This is a genomic window from Bradyrhizobium zhanjiangense (assembly GCF_004114935.1).
GTDB lineage: Bacteria > Pseudomonadota > Alphaproteobacteria > Rhizobiales > Xanthobacteraceae > Bradyrhizobium > Bradyrhizobium zhanjiangense.
In genome coordinates this window covers 2422625-2443645 of the sequence record NZ_CP022221.1, presented here as the reverse complement: position 1 = coordinate 2443645, position 21021 = coordinate 2422625, and the positions used below count along the sequence as shown (strand labels likewise).

12 protein-coding genes and 9 pseudogenes are annotated in these 21021 nt (G+C 61.3%); 12 read left to right on the top strand and 9 right to left on the bottom strand.

Annotation, left to right across the window (positions count from 1 at the left end):
* Positions 1-150: 150 nt before the first annotated feature.
* Positions 151-1185, bottom strand: a complete 1035-nt coding sequence (locus XH85_RS11570; RefSeq protein WP_128931971.1) for an IS110 family RNA-guided transposase — start codon at positions 1183-1185, stop codon at positions 151-153.
* Between the two features lie 326 nt (positions 1186-1511).
* Here XH85_RS11570 and XH85_RS45825 point away from each other — a divergent pair, with 326 nt between their 5' ends.
* Positions 1512-2228: an aspartate/glutamate racemase family protein gene (locus XH85_RS45825; protein ID WP_208758106.1), complete on the top strand. Its 717-nt coding sequence runs from the start codon at positions 1512-1514 to the stop codon at positions 2226-2228.
* Between the two features lie 148 nt (positions 2229-2376).
* On the opposite strand, the pseudogene XH85_RS11560 reads toward XH85_RS45825, so the two are convergent.
* Positions 2377-2833, bottom strand: a pseudogene (locus XH85_RS11560) (integrase core domain-containing protein); the annotation flags it as partial.
* Positions 2828-3306 (bottom strand): annotated as a pseudogene (locus XH85_RS11555) (integrase core domain-containing protein); the annotation flags it as partial. The pseudogenes XH85_RS11560 and XH85_RS11555, both read right to left, overlap by 6 nt.
* Before the next feature lie 114 nt (positions 3307-3420).
* Between XH85_RS11555 and XH85_RS11550 the strand changes: the two are divergent.
* The 10 genes and pseudogenes from XH85_RS11550 to istB all read left to right on the top strand — a co-directional run bounded on the left by XH85_RS11550 (position 3421) and on the right by istB (position 14225).
* Positions 3421-4280 (top strand): annotated as a pseudogene (locus XH85_RS11550) (tyrosine-type recombinase/integrase).
* Positions 4281-4289: 9 nt separating this feature from the next.
* Entirely contained in the window at positions 4290-5483 is a 1194-nt protein-coding gene (locus XH85_RS11545) for an IS91 family transposase (RefSeq protein ID WP_128931969.1), read from the top strand.
* A 462-nt stretch (positions 5484-5945) separates the two neighbouring features.
* Entirely contained in the window at positions 5946-6806 is an 861-nt protein-coding gene (locus tag XH85_RS11540) for a tyrosine-type recombinase/integrase (RefSeq protein WP_164940742.1), read from the top strand.
* A 9-nt stretch (positions 6807-6815) separates the two neighbouring features.
* On the top strand, positions 6816-8009 hold the full coding sequence (locus tag XH85_RS11535; protein ID WP_128931969.1) for an IS91 family transposase: 1194 nt from the start codon (positions 6816-6818) through the stop codon (positions 8007-8009).
* Positions 8010-8540: 531 nt separating this feature from the next.
* Positions 8541-8882, top strand: a pseudogene (locus XH85_RS11530) (helix-turn-helix domain-containing protein); the annotation flags it as partial.
* 268 nt (positions 8883-9150) lie between these two features.
* Positions 9151-10230 (top strand): tyrosine-type recombinase/integrase, encoded by a 1080-nt coding sequence (locus XH85_RS11525; RefSeq protein ID WP_245474010.1) that lies wholly within the window; start codon positions 9151-9153, stop codon positions 10228-10230.
* Entirely contained in the window at positions 10227-11171 is a 945-nt protein-coding gene (locus tag XH85_RS11520; protein WP_128930217.1) for a tyrosine-type recombinase/integrase, read from the top strand. Before XH85_RS11525 ends, XH85_RS11520 begins: the two co-directional genes overlap by 4 nt.
* Positions 11161-12156, top strand: coding sequence for a tyrosine-type recombinase/integrase (locus XH85_RS11515; protein ID WP_128930216.1), 996 nt, complete (start codon positions 11161-11163; stop codon positions 12154-12156). Before XH85_RS11520 ends, XH85_RS11515 begins: the two co-directional genes overlap by 11 nt.
* 127 nt (positions 12157-12283) lie before the next feature.
* Positions 12284-13470, top strand: a pseudogene (gene istA / locus XH85_RS11510) (IS21 family transposase); the annotation flags it as partial.
* A gap of 11 nt (positions 13471-13481) precedes the next feature.
* Positions 13482-14225, top strand: a complete 744-nt coding sequence (gene istB, locus XH85_RS11505; RefSeq protein WP_128931968.1) for an IS21-like element helper ATPase IstB — start codon at positions 13482-13484, stop codon at positions 14223-14225.
* Positions 14226-14545: 320 nt separating this feature from the next.
* On the opposite strand, the pseudogene XH85_RS11500 reads toward istB, so the two are convergent.
* Both XH85_RS11500 and XH85_RS11495 read right to left on the bottom strand, forming a co-directional pair.
* Positions 14546-15570: pseudogene (locus XH85_RS11500) on the bottom strand (IS110 family RNA-guided transposase).
* Between the two features lie 146 nt (positions 15571-15716).
* Positions 15717-16225: pseudogene (locus XH85_RS11495) on the bottom strand (helix-turn-helix domain-containing protein); the annotation flags it as partial.
* A 413-nt stretch (positions 16226-16638) separates the two neighbouring features.
* Here XH85_RS11495 and XH85_RS46335 point away from each other — a divergent pair.
* Positions 16639-17023, top strand: a pseudogene (locus XH85_RS46335) (transposase); the annotation flags it as partial.
* A 428-nt stretch (positions 17024-17451) separates the two neighbouring features.
* Here the strand turns inward: XH85_RS46335 and XH85_RS11485 are convergent.
* From XH85_RS11485 to XH85_RS11470, 4 genes and pseudogenes are all read right to left on the bottom strand, one after another.
* A complete protein-coding gene (locus XH85_RS11485; RefSeq protein WP_128931966.1) occupies positions 17452-18237 on the bottom strand; it encodes an aspartate/glutamate racemase family protein in 786 nt (261 codons plus the stop codon).
* Positions 18238-18780: 543 nt separating this feature from the next.
* The gene (locus XH85_RS47860; RefSeq protein ID WP_420837906.1) at positions 18781-19266 is read right to left on the bottom strand and encodes a hypothetical protein; all 486 of its coding nucleotides are present in this window, start codon (positions 19264-19266) and stop codon (positions 18781-18783) included.
* 278 nt (positions 19267-19544) lie between these two features.
* Positions 19545-20309, bottom strand: a complete 765-nt coding sequence (locus XH85_RS11475; protein WP_128931965.1) for a phytanoyl-CoA dioxygenase family protein — start codon at positions 20307-20309, stop codon at positions 19545-19547.
* Between the two features lie 379 nt (positions 20310-20688).
* A pseudogene (locus XH85_RS11470) lies at positions 20689-20964 on the bottom strand (transposase); the annotation flags it as partial.
* Positions 20965-21021: the final 57 nt, after the last annotated feature.

The following is a 21021-nucleotide window of genomic DNA, read 5'->3' as shown; positions in this document are numbered from 1 at the left end:
GAGCGGTGAGCCTATCTAGATACGCGTGGTTCGTCAGATGACGACCACTGGCCGTGTAACGGCTTCACCGGATCCACCGTCCCGGCGACGGGACTTCGGGCATTGGGCTTAAGTTCAGCCCGGTTGCGTTCTTGATCTCCTCCACGTCTTCTATGCCGCGATCGGCCCCGCTTCGGTCCATCGGTAAGTTGTGCCGTCGACCCAGATCCGATGCAGGATCACTGCGAGCTTACGTGCCAGAGCAACTTTTGCGCGCTTCGAGCCGCGCCGCTTAGCGACGTCCATCCCCCAGCGCTTGAGTTTTGAGAACCGCGTGATGCGCGATAACAGAACGTTGGCAGCCTCATACAACACCGTGCGCACTATCTCGTCTCCGGCCAGCGTGATTCCGCCCGTGACGTCCTTTTCTCCTGATTGGTATTTCTTTGGCGTGAGCCCGAACAGCGCGCCTGCTGCCTTCGATTTTACGATGCGATGAGGATCATCAATCGCCGATTTGTAGGTAACAGCCACCAGGGGACCAACGCCTGGCACTGTCATCAGCCGGCGACAGACTGCATCGTCACGCACAATTGCCAGCACAGCCTTGTGTAGCCTTCCGTACTCTGCCTTCAAGGCCGATCGTGCCGAAAGCATCGCTGTAGCAATGCGCTCCAATGTCGCCTGACCCGCAACTAACTCTCGGATCCGCGCTTCGAAATTCTTCCGCGTCACCGGGCCAACCTTCAGCCCAAAGCCACGCAAAATCCCGCGGATACTCAACTCTACGTCGATCAGCCGCCCGAGAAGCTGTTTGCGTGCGATCAGGAGGGCCCGGATCTCCTGCGCATCGACCGACTTTGCGTGTACCGGCCGGAACCATCCCATCCGGATCAACTGGGCGATCCCGCGCGCATCCTTGCGATCAGTCTTCACCGTCATCGCAGACAATGCGGCCTTCACATGCCGCGTTTCGAGCAGAACCGTCTCGAGCCCTGCTCTTTTCAGCCCCGCATGCAGCCATTGCGACAGCGGCCCAGCCTCCAGCCCGATCCGCTTCACTGCAAAGCCAAGCGTCTCGAAAAATTCAACCAAGGCGTCGGGTTCGCTCGCGACCTTCGCTTCCTTCAGGATTTTACCTTGGGCATCCACAACGCATACGCTCGACAGTTCCAATGACACGTCAATTCCGGCATAGTTCTCCACGGCTGTCCTCCGTCTCCAGATGCTTGGGGCCGACTCAAGTCGTGACCCGTTTCATCATCTATCGGGGGACAGCCACCATCATCACCCCTTGCTCGGAGCAGGGCCCATTACGGCATCTAGTCGACGATCGGTCCGCGATAACGGCTTCGTTCTCTCACTTGTCAGCAATTCTGCCCTTACAACGCTGTTTCCGAGGAACAAAACGATAACACCAGACCAGGAATGGTTCGCGCCAATCCGCCACCCTGGCCCGTGTTCACGTGCGATTTAGGAGAAAACAGCAGGAAGACAGGAGAAAAGTGCTTCGGTCTATGCTATGCTTGAGTATGACGTCGCAAACTCCATACTCACTTGGAATTCTTCATCTCGAGCGCGGCCTGCTGCCGGACGCCACGCGGCTAAAGCCGGCGTCTGGCGCGATGTTGCATCCGGAAACCTTTGACTTTCCAGTTATCTGGGAAACTGTTGCAGGAGCCTGGGTGGAGAACGTGGTTCGTGGTGACCCAGCGTTGGAGCCGGCATTCATCGCAGCTGCTCGGCGCTTGGTCGAGCGCGGCGCGATGGCGATAAGCTCGACATGTGGCTTCTCTATCCGGCATCAGTCCGCAGTCGCTGCGTCTGTGAACGTGCCGGTGGTCATGTCGAGCTTACTTCTGTTGCCGACACTCCTTCGGCAGCTACCCGGCGCGGCTAAGATTGCCGTCCTAACATATGACTCGACTCACTGTAGCGAAGACTTGCTCCAACTCGACGATCCGAATGAACGTGCGAGGGTCGTGATTGGCGGCATCGAGGGTGGCAAGTTCTGGCGTGATGAATTGAAGAATCCCCCTCCGCCCACCGATGTTGCCGCCATCGAAAGAGATGTTAGCGCCTGCATCACACGGCTACGGGGGGCGCATCCACAAATAGCCGCAATCCTGTTTGAATGCGCAGCATTCCCGACCGTTGCAACTTACATTCGCCGGACGGCGGGGCTGCCCGTCTACGACATCACGGACCTTTGCCGGATAACGATGGCGTCCACGGGATGGGCAGGCTAACGGGACAATCGCATGGTCGTTTGGCATGAGGGAAGTTAGACGAAATCATCTCGGAGCCTATGGACGACATCAAATTGGGATACCGGAGCGGTAGTCCTTATCGAGCGGAATCTTCGAGCGGCGTCGTGACCTTCCCCTCAAGTTTTATTTAGACCTGAGTTCGGCTGATGGATTTGCCCGATTGGGCGGTGCTAGCGATGGGAGCTGGCGCAGAACCCTCGGATAGCACAGTGTCAGATCCCGGCGCGGATGGCAGGTGAAGGCTAACTCGGATGGCGTCTTCAATCCGAGCCGCGAGTGTGGGCTTGCGTCGTTGTAATCGGCGCGCCAGCATCCGAGCGCGATGCGGACCTGGGCCAGCGAGGTAAACAGCGTCTCGTTCAGCAATTCGTCCCGCAGCGGAACGTTGAAGCTCTCGATGAAGGCATTCTGCATGGACTTGCCCGGCGCAATGTAGTGCCAGGCCCCCTCTGATCGGCCCATCTCAGAATGGCGTTGCTAGTGAGCTCGCCGCCATTGTCGCTGACCACCATCTTCGGAGCTCGATCCAAACCGACCAGTTCCCATGCCGCCCGGGTGCCGAAGAGCGAGGTATCAACCACTAGCTGTGGACTGGTTAGAGCGAGTCTGCTGATGGGTGGCATCGAGCCGATACTGCCATGCGGCCGGCGCCAATTGTAGGTGTGAAGCCATCTCGGCAGTTCAGCGGCTCTCTCTTTTGAGGTGTTGTAAGCGCGGGCATAGGCCCATTCGCGCAGGCTGGTCTGGATGAAGCGCTCAGCTTTGCCATTGGGTTTTGGGGTATAGGGCTTGGTGCGGATGTGCTTGAGGCCGAGGCGCTTGCAGGCTTTGCGGAAGGCAAAGGATTTGTAGCAAGAGCCGTTGTCGGTCATCACCCGCTCGACCGTGATGCCCAGACTCGCGTAGTAGGCGATCGCGGCCTTAAGGAAGGCCACGGCGCAGCCCTGTCGTTCGCTCTTCATGACCTTGCTGAAGGCGATCCGGGAGCATCGTCGATACAGACGTGGACGTATTCCCAGCCAGGTCCTTCGCCGCGTGCGGATTCCGCTCGATGTCGCCTGCTATTGAACGAACCCGCTACGCGGGAGTGGGGGCAAGCCTGGTGAACTGAGGTGTCCTGTCTGAGAGGATGTTGGTCTTCGCACCACCCCTCTCAAGACAGGAGACCCAGATGGCTACCATGAGCCCTCTTCGGCAGCGCATGATCGAGGACATGACGGTCCGCAATCTGTCGCCGTCGACTCAACAATCCTATATCTATGCGATCGCAAAGTTTAGCCGCCATTTCGGCTACGCCCCGGACCGGTTGAGTTTCGAGCAGGTCCGCGCCTATCAACTGCATCTCATCGGCCAAAAGCGTTCGTGGTCCCACATCAATCAGGTGGCCTGCGCGCTGCGGTTCTTCTACGGCGTCACACTCGGGCAGACGGAGGCATTCGAGCGGATCATCGGTGGCCAGAAGCCTGACAAGCTCCCGCTCGTGCTTAGTGCCGAAGAGATCGAGCGCTTCCTGGACGCGGTTACAGGGGTGCGCAATCGCGTCGTGCTGGCGACGGCTTATGCGGCTGGCTTACGGGCTAGTGAAGTCGTCCGCCTGAAGGTGAGCTCGATCGACAGCAAACGAATGTTGATCCACATCGAGAACGGCAAGGGCGGCAGGGATCGTTACGCGATGCTTTCTCCGCGACTGCTGGAGATTCTGCGCACGTACTGGATGCGAGCCCGACCGGGCTATGGCTATTTCCAGGCCAAGACCCCAGTGAACATGTCAGCGTCCGCTGCGTCCAGGCGGCCTGCCGCGCCGCCCGCCGCCGCGCTCGGCTTGCCAAGCCGATTACTGTCCATACGCTCCGGCACTCGTTTGCGACCCATCTCCTGGAAAGCGGGATCGACATTCGCATCATTCAAGTTCTGCTCGGACATGCCGAGCTGGGATCGACCGCGCGCTACGCTCAGGTCGCGACCAATCTGCTCGCCCGCACGACCAGCCCATTCGATGGACTCTCCGTCAGGGTGATCCCACCCGACTGAGCTGCGCATATGCGCCCCGTGCTCGAGGTGGCGGACATCCTCCGCCGCCACGGCGGCGCGTTCCGTGCCGCGCAGGGTCCTCGGCTGTCCTCCGATCAGCGCCGTGCGATGGCGGCCATCGAGGCGTGTCGCACAGCGACGCTCGGCGGCCACGTCGAGCGGTGCGACGACTGCGGCCTGGTCCGCGTCGCCTATAACAGCTGTCGCGATCGGCACTGTCCAAAGTGCCAAGCGCTCGCGCGCGCCCAATGGCTCGTCGAGCGCCAGGCCGACCTGCTGCCGGTCCCCTATTTCCATGTCGTCTTCACCGTGCCGGCGCCCGTGGCCGCCATCGCGCTGCAGAACAAGGCGGTGGTCTACGACATCCTGCTCAAGGCAGCAGCCGAGACGATCCGTCTCATCAGCGCCGACCCGAAGCATCTCGGTGCCGAGACCGGGATGATCGCCATTCTCCATACCTGGGGCCAGACCCTGACGCATCATCCACATGCCCATTGCCTCGTGCCAGGCGGCGGGATCGCCCCTGATGGAAGCTGGGTTCATTGTCGCCCCGGCTTCTTCCTTCCCGTTCGCGTCCTGTCACGATTGTATCGTCGGCTATTCCTGGAGCGCCTGCAGGCGGCGTTCGATGGCACCAAGCTCCAATTCTTCGGCCATCTCGCGCACCTCGTCGAGCCAGCGGCATTCGCCAGCCATCTAAACGCCCTCCGCAAGGTCGAGTGGGTCGTCTACGCCAAGCGTCCCTTCGGCGGACCAGAACAGGTTCTGGCCTATCTTGGGCGCTACACCCATCGCGTTGCGATCGCCAACGGCCGGCTCCTTAGCTGTGACCAGGGCCACGTCCGCTTCCGGTGGAAGGATTATCGCGCTGGCAACAAATCCAAAGTGATGACACTCGACACTGAGGAGTTCCTTCGTCGCTTTCTGCTCCACATATTGCCGAAGGGGTTCCGCCGCATCCGTCATTTTGGTTTCCTGGCGAACGCCTGCCGCGCCGCCAAACTCGCGCGCATCCGAGCGGCGCTTGACGCGCCGCAGCCACCTCCGCCTGCCGAAGCTGTCAACTATCGTGAGCGCTGCGCCATCCTCCTTGGTCACCGCCTCGACTTGTGCCCCATCTGCGGAGGCCGCATGGTCGAGATTGGACCTGTGCCGCGTGCGCCAGCGCAGCGACGCGCAGCACCTCGCTGCGATACATCATGACCGACGACCTCGACTTGTCCGCTCCCACTGCACGCGCTGCCCTGCCGACGTTCTCCGTCGGAACGATCAAGCACGCTCACAACGCCCGCCGAACGGGCGATAGTCAGCCGCCTGGGCTTGACGCGCCGTTCGACGCTATCGACGGCGGCATCCTTTGCTGCCAACATCAGCGACAATCTGCGGCCACACTCGCTCGCGGGCCCGACATCGGGTCAATCGCGCTACCGGCGCCTAGATCGAACCCCCATAGGTCCGCGCTCACAAGACGCGGCTTCGTTCAATCCAGCTTCAAATAGGTCCCGCGCTGGACTTGCGGCGAGATCTGTGACGCGGGACCTATTTGAACCCTCCAGTATTGAACGAACCCGCTACGCGGGAGTGGGGGCAAGCCTGGTGAACTGAGGTGTCCTGTCTGAGAGGATGTTGGTCTTCGCACCACCCCTCTCAAGACAGGAGACCCAGATGGCTACCATGAGCCCTCTTCGGCAGCGCATGATCGAGGACATGACGGTCCGCAATCTGTCGCCGTCGACTCAACAATCCTATATCTATGCGATCGCAAAGTTTAGCCGCCATTTCGGCTACGCCCCGGACCGGTTGAGTTTCGAGCAGGTCCGCGCCTATCAACTGCATCTCATCGGCCAAAAGCGTTCGTGGTCCCACATCAATCAGGTGGCCTGCGCGCTGCGGTTCTTCTACGGCGTCACACTCGGGCAGACGGAGGCATTCGAGCGGATCATCGGTGGCCAGAAGCCTGACAAGCTCCCGCTCGTGCTTAGTGCCGAAGAGATCGAGCGCTTCCTGGACGCGGTTACAGGGGTGCGCAATCGCGTCGTGCTGGCGACGGCTTATGCGGCTGGCTTACGGGCTAGTGAAGTCGTCCGCCTGAAGGTGAGCTCGATCGACAGCAAACGAATGTTGATCCACATCGAGAACGGCAAGGGCGGCAGGGATCGTTACGCGATGCTTTCTCCGCGACTGCTGGAGATTCTGCGCACGTACTGGATGCGAGCCCGACCGGGGCTATGGCTATTTCCAGGCCAAGACCCCAGTGAACATGTCAGCGTCCGCTGCGTCCAGGCGGCCTGCCGCGCCGCCCGCCGCCGCGCTCGGCTTGCCAAGCCGATTACTGTCCATACGCTCCGGCACTCGTTTGCGACCCATCTCCTGGAAAGCGGGATCGACATTCGCATCATTCAAGTTCTGCTCGGACATGCCGAGCTGGGATCGACCGCGCGCTACGCTCAGGTCGCGACCAATCTGCTCGCCCGCACGACCAGCCCATTCGATGGACTCTCCGTCAGGGTGATCCCACCCGACTGAGCTGCGCATATGCGCCCCGTGCTCGAGGTGGCGGACATCCTCCGCCGCCACGGCGGCGCGTTCCGTGCCGCGCAGGGTCCTCGGCTGTCCTCCGATCAGCGCCGTGCGATGGCGGCCATCGAGGCGTGTCGCACAGCGACGCTCGGCGGCCACGTCGAGCGGTGCGACGACTGCGGCCTGGTCCGCGTCGCCTATAACAGCTGTCGCGATCGGCACTGTCCAAAGTGCCAAGCGCTCGCGCGCGCCCAATGGCTCGTCGAGCGCCAGGCCGACCTGCTGCCGGTCCCCTATTTCCATGTCGTCTTCACCGTGCCGGCGCCCGTGGCCGCCATCGCGCTGCAGAACAAGGCGGTGGTCTACGACATCCTGCTCAAGGCAGCAGCCGAGACGATCCGTCTCATCAGCGCCGACCCGAAGCATCTCGGTGCCGAGACCGGGATGATCGCCATTCTCCATACCTGGGGCCAGACCCTGACGCATCATCCACATGCCCATTGCCTCGTGCCAGGCGGCGGGATCGCCCCTGATGGAAGCTGGGTTCATTGTCGCCCCGGCTTCTTCCTTCCCGTTCGCGTCCTGTCACGATTGTATCGTCGGCTATTCCTGGAGCGCCTGCAGGCGGCGTTCGATGGCACCAAGCTCCAATTCTTCGGCCATCTCGCGCACCTCGTCGAGCCAGCGGCATTCGCCAGCCATCTAAACGCCCTCCGCAAGGTCGAGTGGGTCGTCTACGCCAAGCGTCCCTTCGGCGGACCAGAACAGGTTCTGGCCTATCTTGGGCGCTACACCCATCGCGTTGCGATCGCCAACGGCCGGCTCCTTAGCTGTGACCAGGGCCACGTCCGCTTCCGGTGGAAGGATTATCGCGCTGGCAACAAATCCAAAGTGATGACACTCGACACTGAGGAGTTCCTTCGTCGCTTTCTGCTCCACATATTGCCGAAGGGGTTCCGCCGCATCCGTCATTTTGGTTTCCTGGCGAACGCCTGCCGCGCCGCCAAACTCGCGCGCATCCGAGCGGCGCTTGACGCGCCGCAGCCACCTCCGCCTGCCGAAGCTGTCAACTATCGTGAGCGCTGCGCCATCCTCCTTGGTCACCGCCTCGACTTGTGCCCCATCTGCGGAGGCCGCATGGTCGAGATTGGACCTGTGCCGCGTGCGCCAGCGCAGCGACGCGCAGCACCTCGCTGCGATACATCATGACCGACGACCTCGACTTGTCCGCTCCCACTGCACGCGCTGCCCTGCCGACGTTCTCCGTCGGAACGATCAAGCACGCTCACAACGCCCGCCGAACGGGCGATAGTCAGCCGCCTGGGCTTGACGCGCCGTTCGACGCTATCGACGGCGGCATCCTTTGCTGCCAACATCAGCGACAATCTGCGGCCACACTCGCTCGCGGGCCCGACATCGGGTCAATCGCGCCTACCGGCGCCTAGATCGAACCCCCATAGGTCCGCGCTCACAAGACGCGGCTTCGTTCAATCCAGCTTCAAATAGGTCCCGCGCTGGACTTGCGGCGAGATCTGTGACGCGGGACCTATTTGAACCCTCCAGTATTCCGAGATGATCTCGCCCACCATTCCGATTTGAAGTCGCCCACCCATTCCGAGATGAAGTCGCCCATGCTTCCGGGATGATGTCGCCCGGGTGACGAGGCCTCTTCTGGCTCCCATAGGTCGTCCCTTTCGGCTTTGCGAAGGGGGACCCTGGATGCCGACGGAGAGGCTTGCGATGCGCCGTGTGCGCGATGTGATCAGGATGAAGGCGGCTGGACTGCCGAGCCGCGAGATTGCGCGGCGGATGGGCGCGGCGCCCTCGACAGTGCGGTTGACCATCCGGCGGTTCGAGGCCGCAGGCCTGAGCTGGCCGTTGCCCGACGAACTCACGGACGCGGCCCTGGAGGCCCGCCTGTTCGCCAAGACCGGCAACGGCAACCGGCAGGGTCACCGCCGCATCGCCGAGCCCGACTGGGCGGCGGTGCACCGCGAGCTCAAGCGCAAGCACGTGACGCTGTCGATCCTGTGGGAGGAGTACATTGCCGCCGAGCCCGGCGGATACCGGTACTCGCGTTATGTTGCGGCCAGATTTATGTTGTGCGAGGAGCGATAATTGCGGGGAGCCTGAGCTCTGCGGGCATTGTTCACGCAACATAATTCGACGTCTGGGTAGCGAACCTTTTGTCCAATGGAGGCTCGCTATGGATCAGACGATATATTCCATTCCCTTGACCGTACCCCACCGTGATGACGCGCCATTCACCGACGAGCGGTACCGGTACCTTCGCCACTGTGCAGAAGCCGGTGCGACCGCAGCTTCTCTCAAGATCAAGCGCAACGAGCTGTTGCGGATTGCCGCACGTCTCGGTCCAGATGCTTCGCAGGGCATCGATATCGAGGCACTCCAACGGATCGCGACCGAGCGTCTGCGCCTGACGGGGGCTGCCACCGCAGCACGAAGAGTGGTCGACATCGGACGGCCTTGGCTTCGATTTCTCGGTTGGTGGCGTGAACCAACCGTCGTGTTTCAGTACCAGAGCCAACTCGACCAGTATGTGACATGGATGCGCAATGAGCGCGGATTCTCGCCATCGACGGTGGAGCAATGGAGCCGGATAATCGGCAGGTTCCTGCGCTGGTGCGACAAAACCAACCGGCAACTCAGGGACCTTCAGCCTGAAGACGTTGACGCCTATTTTGTCGCCCAGGCGACGGGACGATGGTCCCGCGTTTCGGTGGCCAACACAGCCTCTGCCTTGCGGGGATTTCTGCGCTACGCGGCAAAGCGGGGAATGTGTACGGACCGCTTAGCGGCCTCGATTTGCCGGCCTCGGCTTTATCGTCAGGAGTCGCTGCCGTATGCCCCAGAGTGGTTCGACGTGCAGCGCATGTTGGCCGACGCCGAGACTGACAACCCCCGGGACATCCGCGATCGTGCGATCCTGCTGTTGCTCGCGGTCTACGGGATGCGCAGCGGCGAAGCGGCGGCATTGCGCCTTGATCAGATTGACTGGGCCGGTAGGACGCTACGGCTTTTCCGCCTGAAGCGCCGGCAGCCGCAGATCTATCCCCTGGTTCCCTCTGCGGCTGAGGCGCTCGCCCGCTACATCGACACGGTGCGGCCGCTATCATCGTGCCCGGAAGTGTTCCTCTGCATGCACGCGCCCCGTCGACCGTTGAAGGCAGGGAGCATTTATGATGTCGCCAACCGCAGATTTGTTGCACTTGGAATCGACGCTGCCCACCGCGGTGGCCATGCGTTGCGCCACGCCTGCGCCTCCCGGCTTCTCGCCGAAGGTCTGTCGATAAAGGAGATCGGGGACCATTTGGGACATCGCAGCGCGGCGTCAACCAGCATCTACGCCAAGGTGAACATGCAGGCGCTTCGCGAGGTCGGAGCGTTCGACCTGGGAGGCCTCCAATGAGGCTGACCCATGTTGTCGACGCCTATCTGGCCAAGCAGCGCTCACTGGGGGCGCGTTTCGAGTCGGCTGAGGTTCTGCTCCGTAGGTTCTGCCGAGCGATGGGCAATCGAGATATCGGCGAAGTCACCCCAGAGGCGGTAGCCGAGTTCCTCCAAGGCAAAGGATCGCTCAGTGCCACCTGGATGCTGCGATATAGGGTTTTGAGCGGCCTTTATCGATTCGCCATCAGTCGCGGGTACGCAGCATCCTCCCCACTGCCGACATCGTTTCCAAAGCTGCTGCCGCAACAAACGCCCTATGTTTATTCCACGGAAGAACTGCGCCGCCTGTTGGACGCGACCTCGATCCTGGAGGTTGGGCATCGCCCTCATGTGCCAGCTATGTACCGTACGCTCCTCTTATTGCTGTACGGAAGCGGCATGCGCATTGGCGAGGCGCTTCGTTTGGTCCTGCAAGACGTGGATCTGACTGATCAGGTCATCACCGTCCGTGACACGAAGTTCTTCAAAACGCGCCTCGTGCCTATCGGACCAAAGCTCAACCAGGAATTGGTCGAGTACGTCGAGCGCCGTCGCCGGCTCCCTCTGCCGCGCGGGCAAGAATCTCCATTATTCACTACGCGCGGCAGTCGACCGTGGCACTATGTGCGGGTCATCTCCTGGTTTCAGCATGTCCGCCGGGCCGCCGGAATCAGTTGCCCTGTCGGCGAGCCTCGACCTCCACGGCTGCACGATATTCGCCACACAGCCGCGGTGCACCGGGTAATTGCATGGTATCGCTCCGGCCAGGAGGTGCAGCGACTGCTTCCGCAACTCGCCACCTACCTTGGCCACATCGATATCCGTTCAACCCAGCGCTATTTGCAGATGACGCCAGATCTCCTCCAGGCGGCCAGCGAGCGCTTTGCCCTGTACGCGATGGAGGCCGACCATGAAGGATAAGAGCCTGCTTGGTCCGTGGATCCGGCGGTTCTTGCTGGAACATCTGGTCGCCGAGCGCAATCTTTCCCGCAACACCCAAGCCAGCTACCGCGACACGCTGACATTGTTGCTGCCGTTCGCCAGCAAGCAGGGAGGCTGCGCCATCGATCGCATGACCGTGGAAGAGCTGACGCCGGAAGTCGTCCGCAAGTTCCTGGACCACCTGGAGCGCGATCGCCGGTGCAGCGAGGTTACCCGCAACCAACGGCTGGCGACCATCCATTCACTGGCGCGCTTTATCGGGACGCGTTCGCCGATCCACCTGGCCTGGTGTTCCGAGATACGGGCAGTGCCGTTCAAGAAGACGGCCAAGACCGCGATCGGATACCTCGAAAAGGCCGAGATGGACGCGTTGCTAAATCAACCTGACAGACGCACGAGTCTTGGGGTGCGGGACCATGTTCTGCTGCTTTTCCTATACAACAGCGGTGCTCGCGCCGATGAGGCAGCAAAATTGACGGTCGGCAATCTCCAACTGGGTGCGTCTCCGTCAGTGCGACTTCACGGTAAGGGCAACAAGGTTAGAATCTGTCCATTGTGGTCAACGACCGCAACCTCGTTGACTCGTCTTGTGGCCGACCGGAACAAAAGTGAAGCGGTCTTTCTCGGGCGGACGAACCAGCCTTTGACGCGCTTCGGAATACACCGTCTCGTGACGCAATATGCCGCCATGGCGGGCGAAACGGTGCCGACGTTGGCGACGAAGCGCGTAAGCCCACATACGGTTCGGCACACAACGGCGGTGCACCTGCTGCGCGCCGGCGTCGACATCAACACGATCCGTGCTTGGCTGGGCCACGTGTCATTAGACACCACGCACATCTATGCTGAAGTCGACCTGGAAATGAAAGCAGAGGCGTTAGCCAGGGTCGACATCAGCAGTCTGAGGCCGCCGCCTCGGCAACCCTCTCTCCCGTCGTTGATGGCATTCCTGAAGGCCCTGTAGGTCGAAAGGTCACACTCTTATGTTGCGGAGCGAGCCGAGGAAATTGGCGCAATCCTTGGCTCGCTCCAGCAGCGACAACATAAATCTGGCGGCAACATAACGCGAGATATGTTCACGATCACATATCTCGCGCTTCTGCGAGCTTTACCGCGCCTGGGAGGGCCGCCTGTCGGTGACGATGCGCCAGTCGCATGCGGCCGGCGACAAATTGTTCGTCGACTACGCGGGCGACGGCGTGCCGGTGGTGGTCGACCGCCTCACCGGCGAGCGGAGGACGGCGCAGGTCTTCGTCGCCGTGCTCGGCGCCTCGAACTTCACCTATGCGCAGGCGACGTGGACCCAGGGGCTTGCCGACTGGATCAGCGCCCACGTCGGCACCTTGGCGGCGATCGACGGCGTGCCGGCGCTGCTGGTGCCCGACAACACCAAGGTCGCGGTCATCAAGGCGAGCCTCTACGACCCGCAGATCAATCGCACCTATGCGGAGATGGCCGCGCATTACGGCACGGCCGTCTTGCCGGCGCGACCACGCAAGCCGCGCGACAAGGCCAAGGTCGAGCAAGCCGTCCTCATCATCGAGCGCTGGCTGCTCGGCCGCCTGCGCCACCGCGTCTTCTACAGCCTCGCCGAGGTCAACGCAGCGATCGGCGAGTTGCTGACCAGGCTCAACGAGGAGCGGCTCGGCGTGACGCGCCGTCGGCTGCTCGAGGAGGTCGACCGGCCGGCGCTCAAGCCGTTACCGGCGAGCCCCTACGTGCTCGCCGAGTGGCGTATCCGCCGGTCAGCCTCGACTACCACGTCGAGGTGGAGAAGCACTACTACAGCGTTCCGCATCGCTTCGCGCGTGCCGAGGTCGAGGTCCGGTTCACCGCCCGCACCGTCGAGATCTTCCACAAGGGCGAGCGGATTGCCGCGCATCAGCGCATGAGCGGCAATCACAAGCATACCACCGTGCCGGAGCACATGGCCTCCAGCCATCGCCGCTACGCCGGCTGGACCATCGCGCGCATCCGCCAGGACGCCGCTGCGATCGGCCCGGCGACCAGCGCGTTGTGCGACCTCATTCTCGACGAGCGCTCGCACCCCGAGCAGGGGTTCCGCGCCTGTCTCGGCATCCTCAGGCTCGCCGCATCCTACGGGCGCGAGCGCTTGGACGCGGCAGCCGCGCGGGCGATCGACATCGGCGCGCGCACCTATGGCTCGGTCAAATCGATCCTCGCCAACAACCTCGATCGGCGTCCTGCTCCCCAGCGTTCCGCGGACGACCTGCCGATCCTGCATGCCAACATCCGCGGACCGCGCTACTACAATTAGGAGATGATCCCTTGCTCGCCCATCCGACCTTCGACCGGCTCAACGCGCTCGGCCTCCACGGCATGGCCAAAGCCTTTGTCGACATCGAGGCCACTGGCGAAGCCGCCAGCCTCGGTCACGCCGAATGGCTCGCGCTGCTGCTCGAACGCGAAGTCTCGCTGCGTCACGACAAGCGGCTCGCCACTCGCCTGCGTCACGCCAAGCTGCGCCAGCAGCCTTGTGTCGAGGACGTCGACTACCGCACCCCGCGCGGTCTCGATCGCGCGCTATTCGCCAGCCTCGTCGAGGGCCGCTGGATCGACGACCACGCCAACCTGCTGATCTGCGGTCCGGCCGGCGTCGGCAAGAGCTGGATTGCCTCGGCGCTCGGCCACAAGGCCTGTCGCGATAATCGCTCCGTCCTTTACCAGCGCGTCCCGCGTCTGTTCGACGATCTGGCGCTCGCCCGCGGCGATGGCCGCCACCCGCGCCTGCTGCGCGCGCTCGGCCGCGTTGATCTGCTCATCCTCGACGACTGGGGCCTGGTCCCGCTCGATGCCGGCGCCCGCCACGACCTCCTGGAGATCCTGGAGGATCGCTACGGCCGCCCCTCCACCCTCGTCACCAGCCAACTCCCGGTCGAGCAGTGGCACGCGCTCATCGGCGCCCCCACCTACGCCGATGCCGTCCTCGATCGCCTCGTCCACAACGCCCATCGGCTCGATCTCTCCGGCGAAAGCTTGCGCCGAACCCGGCAATCCGCCCGAAAGGCCTGAGCCCGTGGCTCTGTGGACATGCCGCTTCGCTTGGACAACGTCAAGGCGTTGCCCACATGCCCTCTGTGGACGCCCCCGGGGATGCAAGAAGAATCTTTCGTCAAGCGCTGCGCTGTAGTCGGGTGCTGACATCTGTCCGGCCTTTAATGCGACCGTCATTTGTCGCGGGCCCGTATGGGAGTTCGCGGATCAGGTCCAAATCACAGCGGCGTGCTTGGTAGCACTTGGGCATGTACTGGTTCTCCCAACCCCGTCTCTCGACTGTTGCGCCATACCTTCCGTTTGACCTTCCTACATCTCGACGACCTCTGACCGGACGGCTATGCCGCCACAGCCGGAGCTTTATAGACCCCACCGTTGGCCATCAAAGCCCAGACGACGCGGGCCATCTTGTTGGCAAGAGCGGTGGCTACCAGCATAGTGGCTTGCGGGCAATCATGCGCCCGAGCCACGATGACGGTGAAGCGCCTCGCCGGCGTGCCTGCTGCACGACCGCAGTTGCGCCGATGATAAGTAACCGTCGCAACGTTCGCTCCCCCATTTTCGACGTCGCACCCAGTTTCTGTTTGCCGCCCGTGGAGCGCTGCAACGGGGTCAACCCCAGCCATGCTGCGAAGTCGCGTCCGCACCGGAAGCTTCCGGCGGCAGGCGCAAGGGCAAGCAAAGCCGTCGCCGTCATTGGTCCCACGCCTGGGATTGTCATCAAACGGCGGGCATCTTTTTCTTTTCGGGCGCGACGGGTGATCTCGCTGTCGAGTTTCTTGATCTGCATTTCCAGCGTCACCATCGTCTTGATCAATATCTCGAGTACGAACCGTGCCGCTTCGGGGACGTCGGTTTTTGGATCCATTGCGCGCTCGACAAGCTCTGCGACATAGGCCGTGCCCTTTGCCACAATCACCCCGTATTCGGCGAGATGACCACGCAAAGCATTGATCGCCTGGGTCCGCTGCCGGATCAGCAGGTCGCGGGTCCGAAACACCACCGCGCTCGCTTGCTGCTCTTCGCTCTTGACGGGAACGAAACGCATGGTCGGCCTCTGCGCCGCTTCACAGATCGCCTCTGCATCGGCCATGTCGTTCTTCTGCCGCTTCACGAAGGGCTTCACGTAAGCCGGTGGGATCAGCCGCACTTCATGGCCGAGCTTGCCAATCTCACGAGCCCACTAATGCGCGCCCGAGCAGGCTTCGATCGCCACGAGGCAAGCCGGCTGCTCGGCAAAGAATGCCAGCAGCTTATTCCGGCGCAGCTGTTTGCGAAAAACGACCTTGCCGGCGGCATCGGCTCCGTGGGCCTGAAAGACATACTTCGCTAAATCTAGTCCAATCGTGCTAACTTCGTTCACGGACGCTTCCTCTCTCGTGATGGCTGTTCAACACCCTTCACTTTGGCACATCGATGCCGTCGAGGGGGCGTCCACCCCATCACAGCAACCGCAGCAGAAGAAAAAGCAGATTCAAGCCAAATCGGTACACCCGGGCGACTTCGTCGGAATCCGCAGCCGCGCGCCCGCAGCCTGCTCTGCCCCGTTCGATCGCCGGTGATGCGATGGCCTATACGGTTGAACTTGCCGAGCTTTTTGATGTCGATGTGAATCAGCTCGCCGGGATGTTCACGCTCATAGCGCCGCACCGGCTCGGCCGGTTCCAGGTCGCGCAATCGGTTCAATCCCAGCCGCCGCAGGATCCGGCTGACAGTCGCTGGTGAGATACCAACCTCGGTTGCAATCTGCCTGCCCGTGTGGCGCTGCCGGCGCAACGCCTCGACGGCGGTGCACGTGGTGACAGGGGTTTGGCTTGGCGATGAAAGGGGCCTTGAGGAGCGATCACGCAATCCCTCCACACCTTCCTCGCGGAAGCGCTGACCCATTTGGCGACGGTCTTCGCAGTAACATTGAACTGGAGCGCGGCTGCGGCCTTCGTCAGGCCGCCTTCGATCACGGCTCGCACCATGGCCTCTCGACCTTTCGGCGTCAGAGGCGCATTCTTATGGGTGTCTATTCGGTCCTCCGGGGATTGGCTAAAGCTTCGACAACTTCAGCTTCCTCGTTCCGGACCGGATGGACAACCTCCTGAAAGCTCACAACTAGCGCCAGGCGCTCGCGGGTGCAGTCATCGACCACGATCACGCGGATACCGGGCGCAGTCTTCAGGATCGGGATGATCTCGGCGTCCCCAATAGGGCGCAAGCGGATCGGATCGTCGCCGGCCCCTCGGCGCCTTCTTCTGCAATGGCAGGCGCAAGTCGCCCTCGATCCAATACGCACTCGTTTTCGAGAATGCGGGGAACGCGCGAGGTTCTTTGAGCCGGCAGAGGACGCCGAGCCGCGCGCTAACGCGCCGCCCGCGAGCGCTCCGCCAGCAAAACCTTCAACTCCTCCGCGAGGCGCTTGCGCCAATGGCACAAGTCCGAGGCGCTGCGTTACGATCGGATCAGCGCGCCTTCGGTGATTGATGGTCCCATCAATGGTGAGTTCTTCACCCTGTACGTCGAGAAGGTGTTGGCACCCACCCTCGCACCGGGCGAGATCGTCGTTCTCGACAACCTTGGCAGCCACAAGGGCAAAGCGGCTCGCCAAGCTATCCGCGCCAGAGGCCGCCCACCGCATCTTCTTGCCGCCATATAGCCCTGACCTCAATCCGATCGAGCAGGTCTTCGCCAAACTCAAACATCTCATGCGAGCTGCCGAGCCCCATGACGTGGAGGCAACCTGGAGAAAGGTTGGTGAACTCCTCGATCTCTTCTCCAGGGCGGAGTGCACCAACTACTTCCAAAACTCAGGCTATGTTTCCGTATAAAGACATCATGCTCCTAGAAACACCACACCCCGGGGTAGGATCGCCGATGAACGCGCTTGAGCAACAACAGTCCGACGAAGAGGGCCTCGATGCTAGGGCGGCCGTTCTCGTGTGATCTCGCTCTCGATCCGAGCCACAGGTGAGTCTGCCGGCAAGCAGAGCAAGTTCGCGCTTCAAGCTGATGATCTGGTTCAGCCGCGCCGGAACAGATTGTTCAATCACGCCCCGTGGCGCTTCCTCAGCCGGGTCGCCCCCTCCGATGACCGCAGTGAAAGAGCGTCCACAATCGAAATTGCAAGTTGTGGCTGTAGCTCCAAACAACTTCTATCTTTTTCTTTCGCGCTCCGCGGCGCCGATTACCGTCGCGTCCTCGATTATGAAAAGGATTAGAACGTGGCTACCATTGTGCCCGGGTCCACGGTTCGCCCTTAAATGATCCCATGAAACGGACGACGGACCAGCCCTTGGACGAAAAACTCTATGATGGACGTGTAATCGAAAACCGGGACACCAGTCGCTCGCTGGACTGCAGCAGCATAAGGTGGAAGTTCCGAACACTCAAGCAAAAGGGCGCCAATATCTGGCCGCCGACGCATTAGCTCCATGGCAACTTCAACAGTTTCGACCTCGACCGCAGCATTGTCTAGGTTGCCGCTGGCCGTCAGAAGAGCAGCCGCAAATGCAGGCGAATTCTCAAGCCCTCCGATGACAATGCGCTCGGACTCCCGCGAGATTCCCGACGCGTTTAGGAGGTCAGGAGTCAGCCCAGGCGCCTTAGCCGTGATAATGCCCACGGATCTGTTGGGCGGAAGCATGACCTCAAGGAAGGGCGCCAGAAGAAGCGGCGACAAACAAACAGGAATGTCGACCGCCGCCCGCACCGCTTCCTGGTACCTAACCATGAACCCACAGTTTGCGGTGATCAGGCTCGCCCCCTCGCGTGCAAGCTCGATTGCAGCCTGAACAGCGATCGACTCCGTTGCAGCGTTATTGGGGACTTGAAGCTTGGGAAATGTGAGCCCCGGCATCGGCTTATATCGCACGGGAACACTCCACGTGCAGGCGTTATTAACGCTGCCAGGAGGGTAGAAGCGATCAAAGGGATCATCGGTGACAGCGCGCTGGACCATCAAAATGCCTACGGGCGCGCCGTAAAACTGCAGATTGCGATTCGGCGCGGCCATCCGAACTAACCCGTTAAAAGAATTAGTCATCTCACACACCAGCCTGTCCTTGGCTATTGTAACGCAGTTGATACAGGGAAAACCCAACAGAATACCCCGAGGTTTTGGTATCCGCCCAGCGAACTATTAGCGTTGCTACGATCTCTTAAGCGCCGCCGTTTACCACGCCTAGGCTCCGTTTTGAGCGCAGAATTCTCGTCGGCGAGGCGCACGAGCATCTTGCCGATGTTCGCTCCGGACAGCGGCCCGATGAACGCGTTCGTCTCATGATCCAACCTTTCCACAACTGTCGCCTTGGACAGTAACTTGCTGCTGCGCAGCCAACCAGCAATCCGGGTCTCGAACTCGGGCGGACGTCCCGTGAAGCGTCCTCCATTGCGGAGATCACTCCGCACAGGGCGACGCAGCCGTTGACCTTGAGCGCGTAGAACGCAGCGACGAGATGATCGCCGCCGACGTTGCCGAGGTACAGATCGATCCTCCCCCGGCGCCGGGTGGGCGAGCTCTGCGAGCATGTCGCCGCGGGAGTTGATTCCGACGTCGTAGCCAAGCTCATCCACGAGCAGCCGACCCTTATCGGCATTGCCAGCACTGCCGATCACTCGTGCAGCCGCCAGTAGGTGCGCGAAATGCCCGGCGTATCCACATCGCAGCCAGCTTAGCGTCAACGACCGCGTGGTTGCGCCAACCGAGTCGGTGGCGCGCGTAGTCACCATCGCTGACGGACGGATTCCGGCTGGCCACGACTCGGCCGGCCCTGCGACCCTTAAGCGGTGCGCCGATCTCGTCGGTTTGCTCCATGCGCCTCCGCAGGGCCGGGTCTTCGCTCATGTAGATGTTTCGGACCAGAATTTGTCCGTCCGAGAGCTCAGGGAGCGGAAGCTCCTCGATCCGGCACTTTTCCGGAACAGGACGGTCGAGTGGCCGCGAGGCCAAGGTGATGACCCGTGTCGTTGCCGCGATCGGCCCAATAGCCACGAATAGCTCCTGTACTTGTGAGCGGACGTAAATCAAAAAGCCATTTCGTGGCTTCGCGCTTAAGCCACAGCTGCGGACCATTCCGAAGCAACGTATCATATTGCCTCTATTCGAAAGTGCTGGAGGTCACGCGGTTTTCGAGCCGACCCCGAACTCGACCTGCCCCTCAAGCATAAAGACGAAGAACTCCATGTTGTCGGCGATGTGGAATGGGCTCGCTTGGCTGACCGGTCTCTTGCGCGTGAGTGAAGCACAACACTCAGTTTTGCTTTAGGGATAGGAGCAGCATCCGAACCAGGATCGCTAAGGAACCAACTGGGTGTTCGCGCTTCCGAGCCGTGGGGCGCGATTGGCCTCTCTCAAGCGGACCTCAGGAAAGCGGCGGCTGTGATCTTTTCCAACGGCTCGTAGTGCCCATAGTCGCACACGTGCTTGAAAGGCGCGTTATCGACAGCATTATAGCAACAGATATACGCCCACAGATGTCTGCTCGACCGGTTCGCGTCGGAGCGATGCAGCAAGTTGCCGTCGAAGACCATCGCGTCACCGGGCTCCATTTCGACGTAATGGGGTTCGAAGCGCTTCAGCGCCGCCTCGATTTGCCCCTCGTCGACGGTGATCTGCTCACCCTGCCGGACATGATCGAGCCTGCCTAGTTTATGCGAGCCCTTTAGGACCCGCATGCAACCGCTCTCTTTTGTCGCTTGGTCAAGCGCAACGTAGATAGCCACCATTTGCGGCGCCAAGCAGCCGTGGGTGAAATAAGTTCCGAAATCCTGATGCCACTCCCAGGCGCCGCCGTTGATTGGTTGCTTCAATATCATCTCATGGTAGTACCGGTAGATCGGCTTGCCGACGGCGTCCTGAGCGAGATCGACTAGTCGGGTATCGCGGCCGAGAAAGCCATATCGATCCTCGTCGGCCTTCATCAATCTCTTGAAGAGGCTCGTCTTGCCATCCTTATCCTTCTTGGCAAATACGGATCCACCGTCAATCTCCGCTTCTATCGGTACGCGCGCTCTATCGCGGTACAATGAGATCTCTTTGCTGCTAATCAAATTCTTGCGCACGACGAAGCCGTTTAGTGAGTACGCCGCAACTTCTTCGCTGTTCATTGCAAGCATTGATGTTGTCTCTCCAATCCCAATTCTTCTTTCATCCGAAAGTCGCGACCGAGATGCGCTCCGTCCAGAGGCATGCTAATGCCAATTCGATAGCAAATTGTGAGAATTTGAACCTGCAGTCTGCCGGATTTCGGCGCGGATAGCGCGGTCTCCGGTGAAATTCGGCAATCGAACGTGACGTCCGACAGCTACTCGCCGTAGCGCAGCAAAGTGCTGTGAGCCTATCAGCGCTTCCTCTTAAAGCCTGATATCACGTAAAGGCTAGTAACACTCCGTGATCCTAGACGACAGCCGGGAAGTGCAGGCTAACGGATCGCCCCCCTTCGCGTGGTGTAGGTGGCGGCGAGTCACCGGTGATTTTCCGGCGGGTCGGAAGGCGTCAGCCTGCCACGGCGGGCAAGCCGACGATGGGATCGTCGCTCAACGGCGCGATGGTTTCCAGCGTCATGCCACTGGCTCGCTGGACCGCTCATTCGTCGTTCTAGTTCGAGCGGGTTCGCGCCGATGAGGCGAACGATGGCATCCTTATTGGGGAAAATGCGGTCGACTTCAGTCCGCCGCTTGATCTCGCCGTTGAAGCGCTCAATCGGATTATCGAGTGCAGCTTGGCGCGGTGCTGAACCAGGAAGCTCATATAGGCGAGCACGACGTGTTCGCCTTCGGCTGCGAGGATCAATCCAGCGCAAGGCGCACTTGGCCAGACTTGCTAGAT

Excerpts from the sequence above, each read along its gene's own strand:
- XH85_RS45825 (WP_208758106.1), top strand. The coding sequence starts at position 1,512 with ATGACGTCGCAAACTCCATACTCACTTGGAATTCTTCATCTCGAGCGC.
- XH85_RS11545 (WP_128931969.1), top strand. The coding sequence starts at position 4,290 with ATGCGCCCCGTGCTCGAGGTGGCGGACATCCTCCGCCGCCACGGCGGC.
- XH85_RS11540 (WP_164940742.1), top strand. The coding sequence starts at position 5,946 with ATGGCTACCATGAGCCCTCTTCGGCAGCGCATGATCGAGGACATGACG.
- XH85_RS11535 (WP_128931969.1), top strand. The coding sequence starts at position 6,816 with ATGCGCCCCGTGCTCGAGGTGGCGGACATCCTCCGCCGCCACGGCGGC.
- XH85_RS11520 (WP_128930217.1), top strand. The coding sequence starts at position 10,227 with ATGAGGCTGACCCATGTTGTCGACGCCTATCTGGCCAAGCAGCGCTCA.
- XH85_RS11515 (WP_128930216.1), top strand. The coding sequence starts at position 11,161 with ATGAAGGATAAGAGCCTGCTTGGTCCGTGGATCCGGCGGTTCTTGCTG.
- XH85_RS11485 (WP_128931966.1), bottom strand. The coding sequence starts at position 18,237 with ATGACTAATTCTTTTAACGGGTTAGTTCGGATGGCCGCGCCGAATCGC.
- XH85_RS47860 (WP_420837906.1), bottom strand. The coding sequence starts at position 19,266 with ATGGTCCGCAGCTGTGGCTTAAGCGCGAAGCCACGAAATGGCTTTTTG.
- XH85_RS11475 (WP_128931965.1), bottom strand. The coding sequence starts at position 20,309 with ATGCTTGCAATGAACAGCGAAGAAGTTGCGGCGTACTCACTAAACGGC.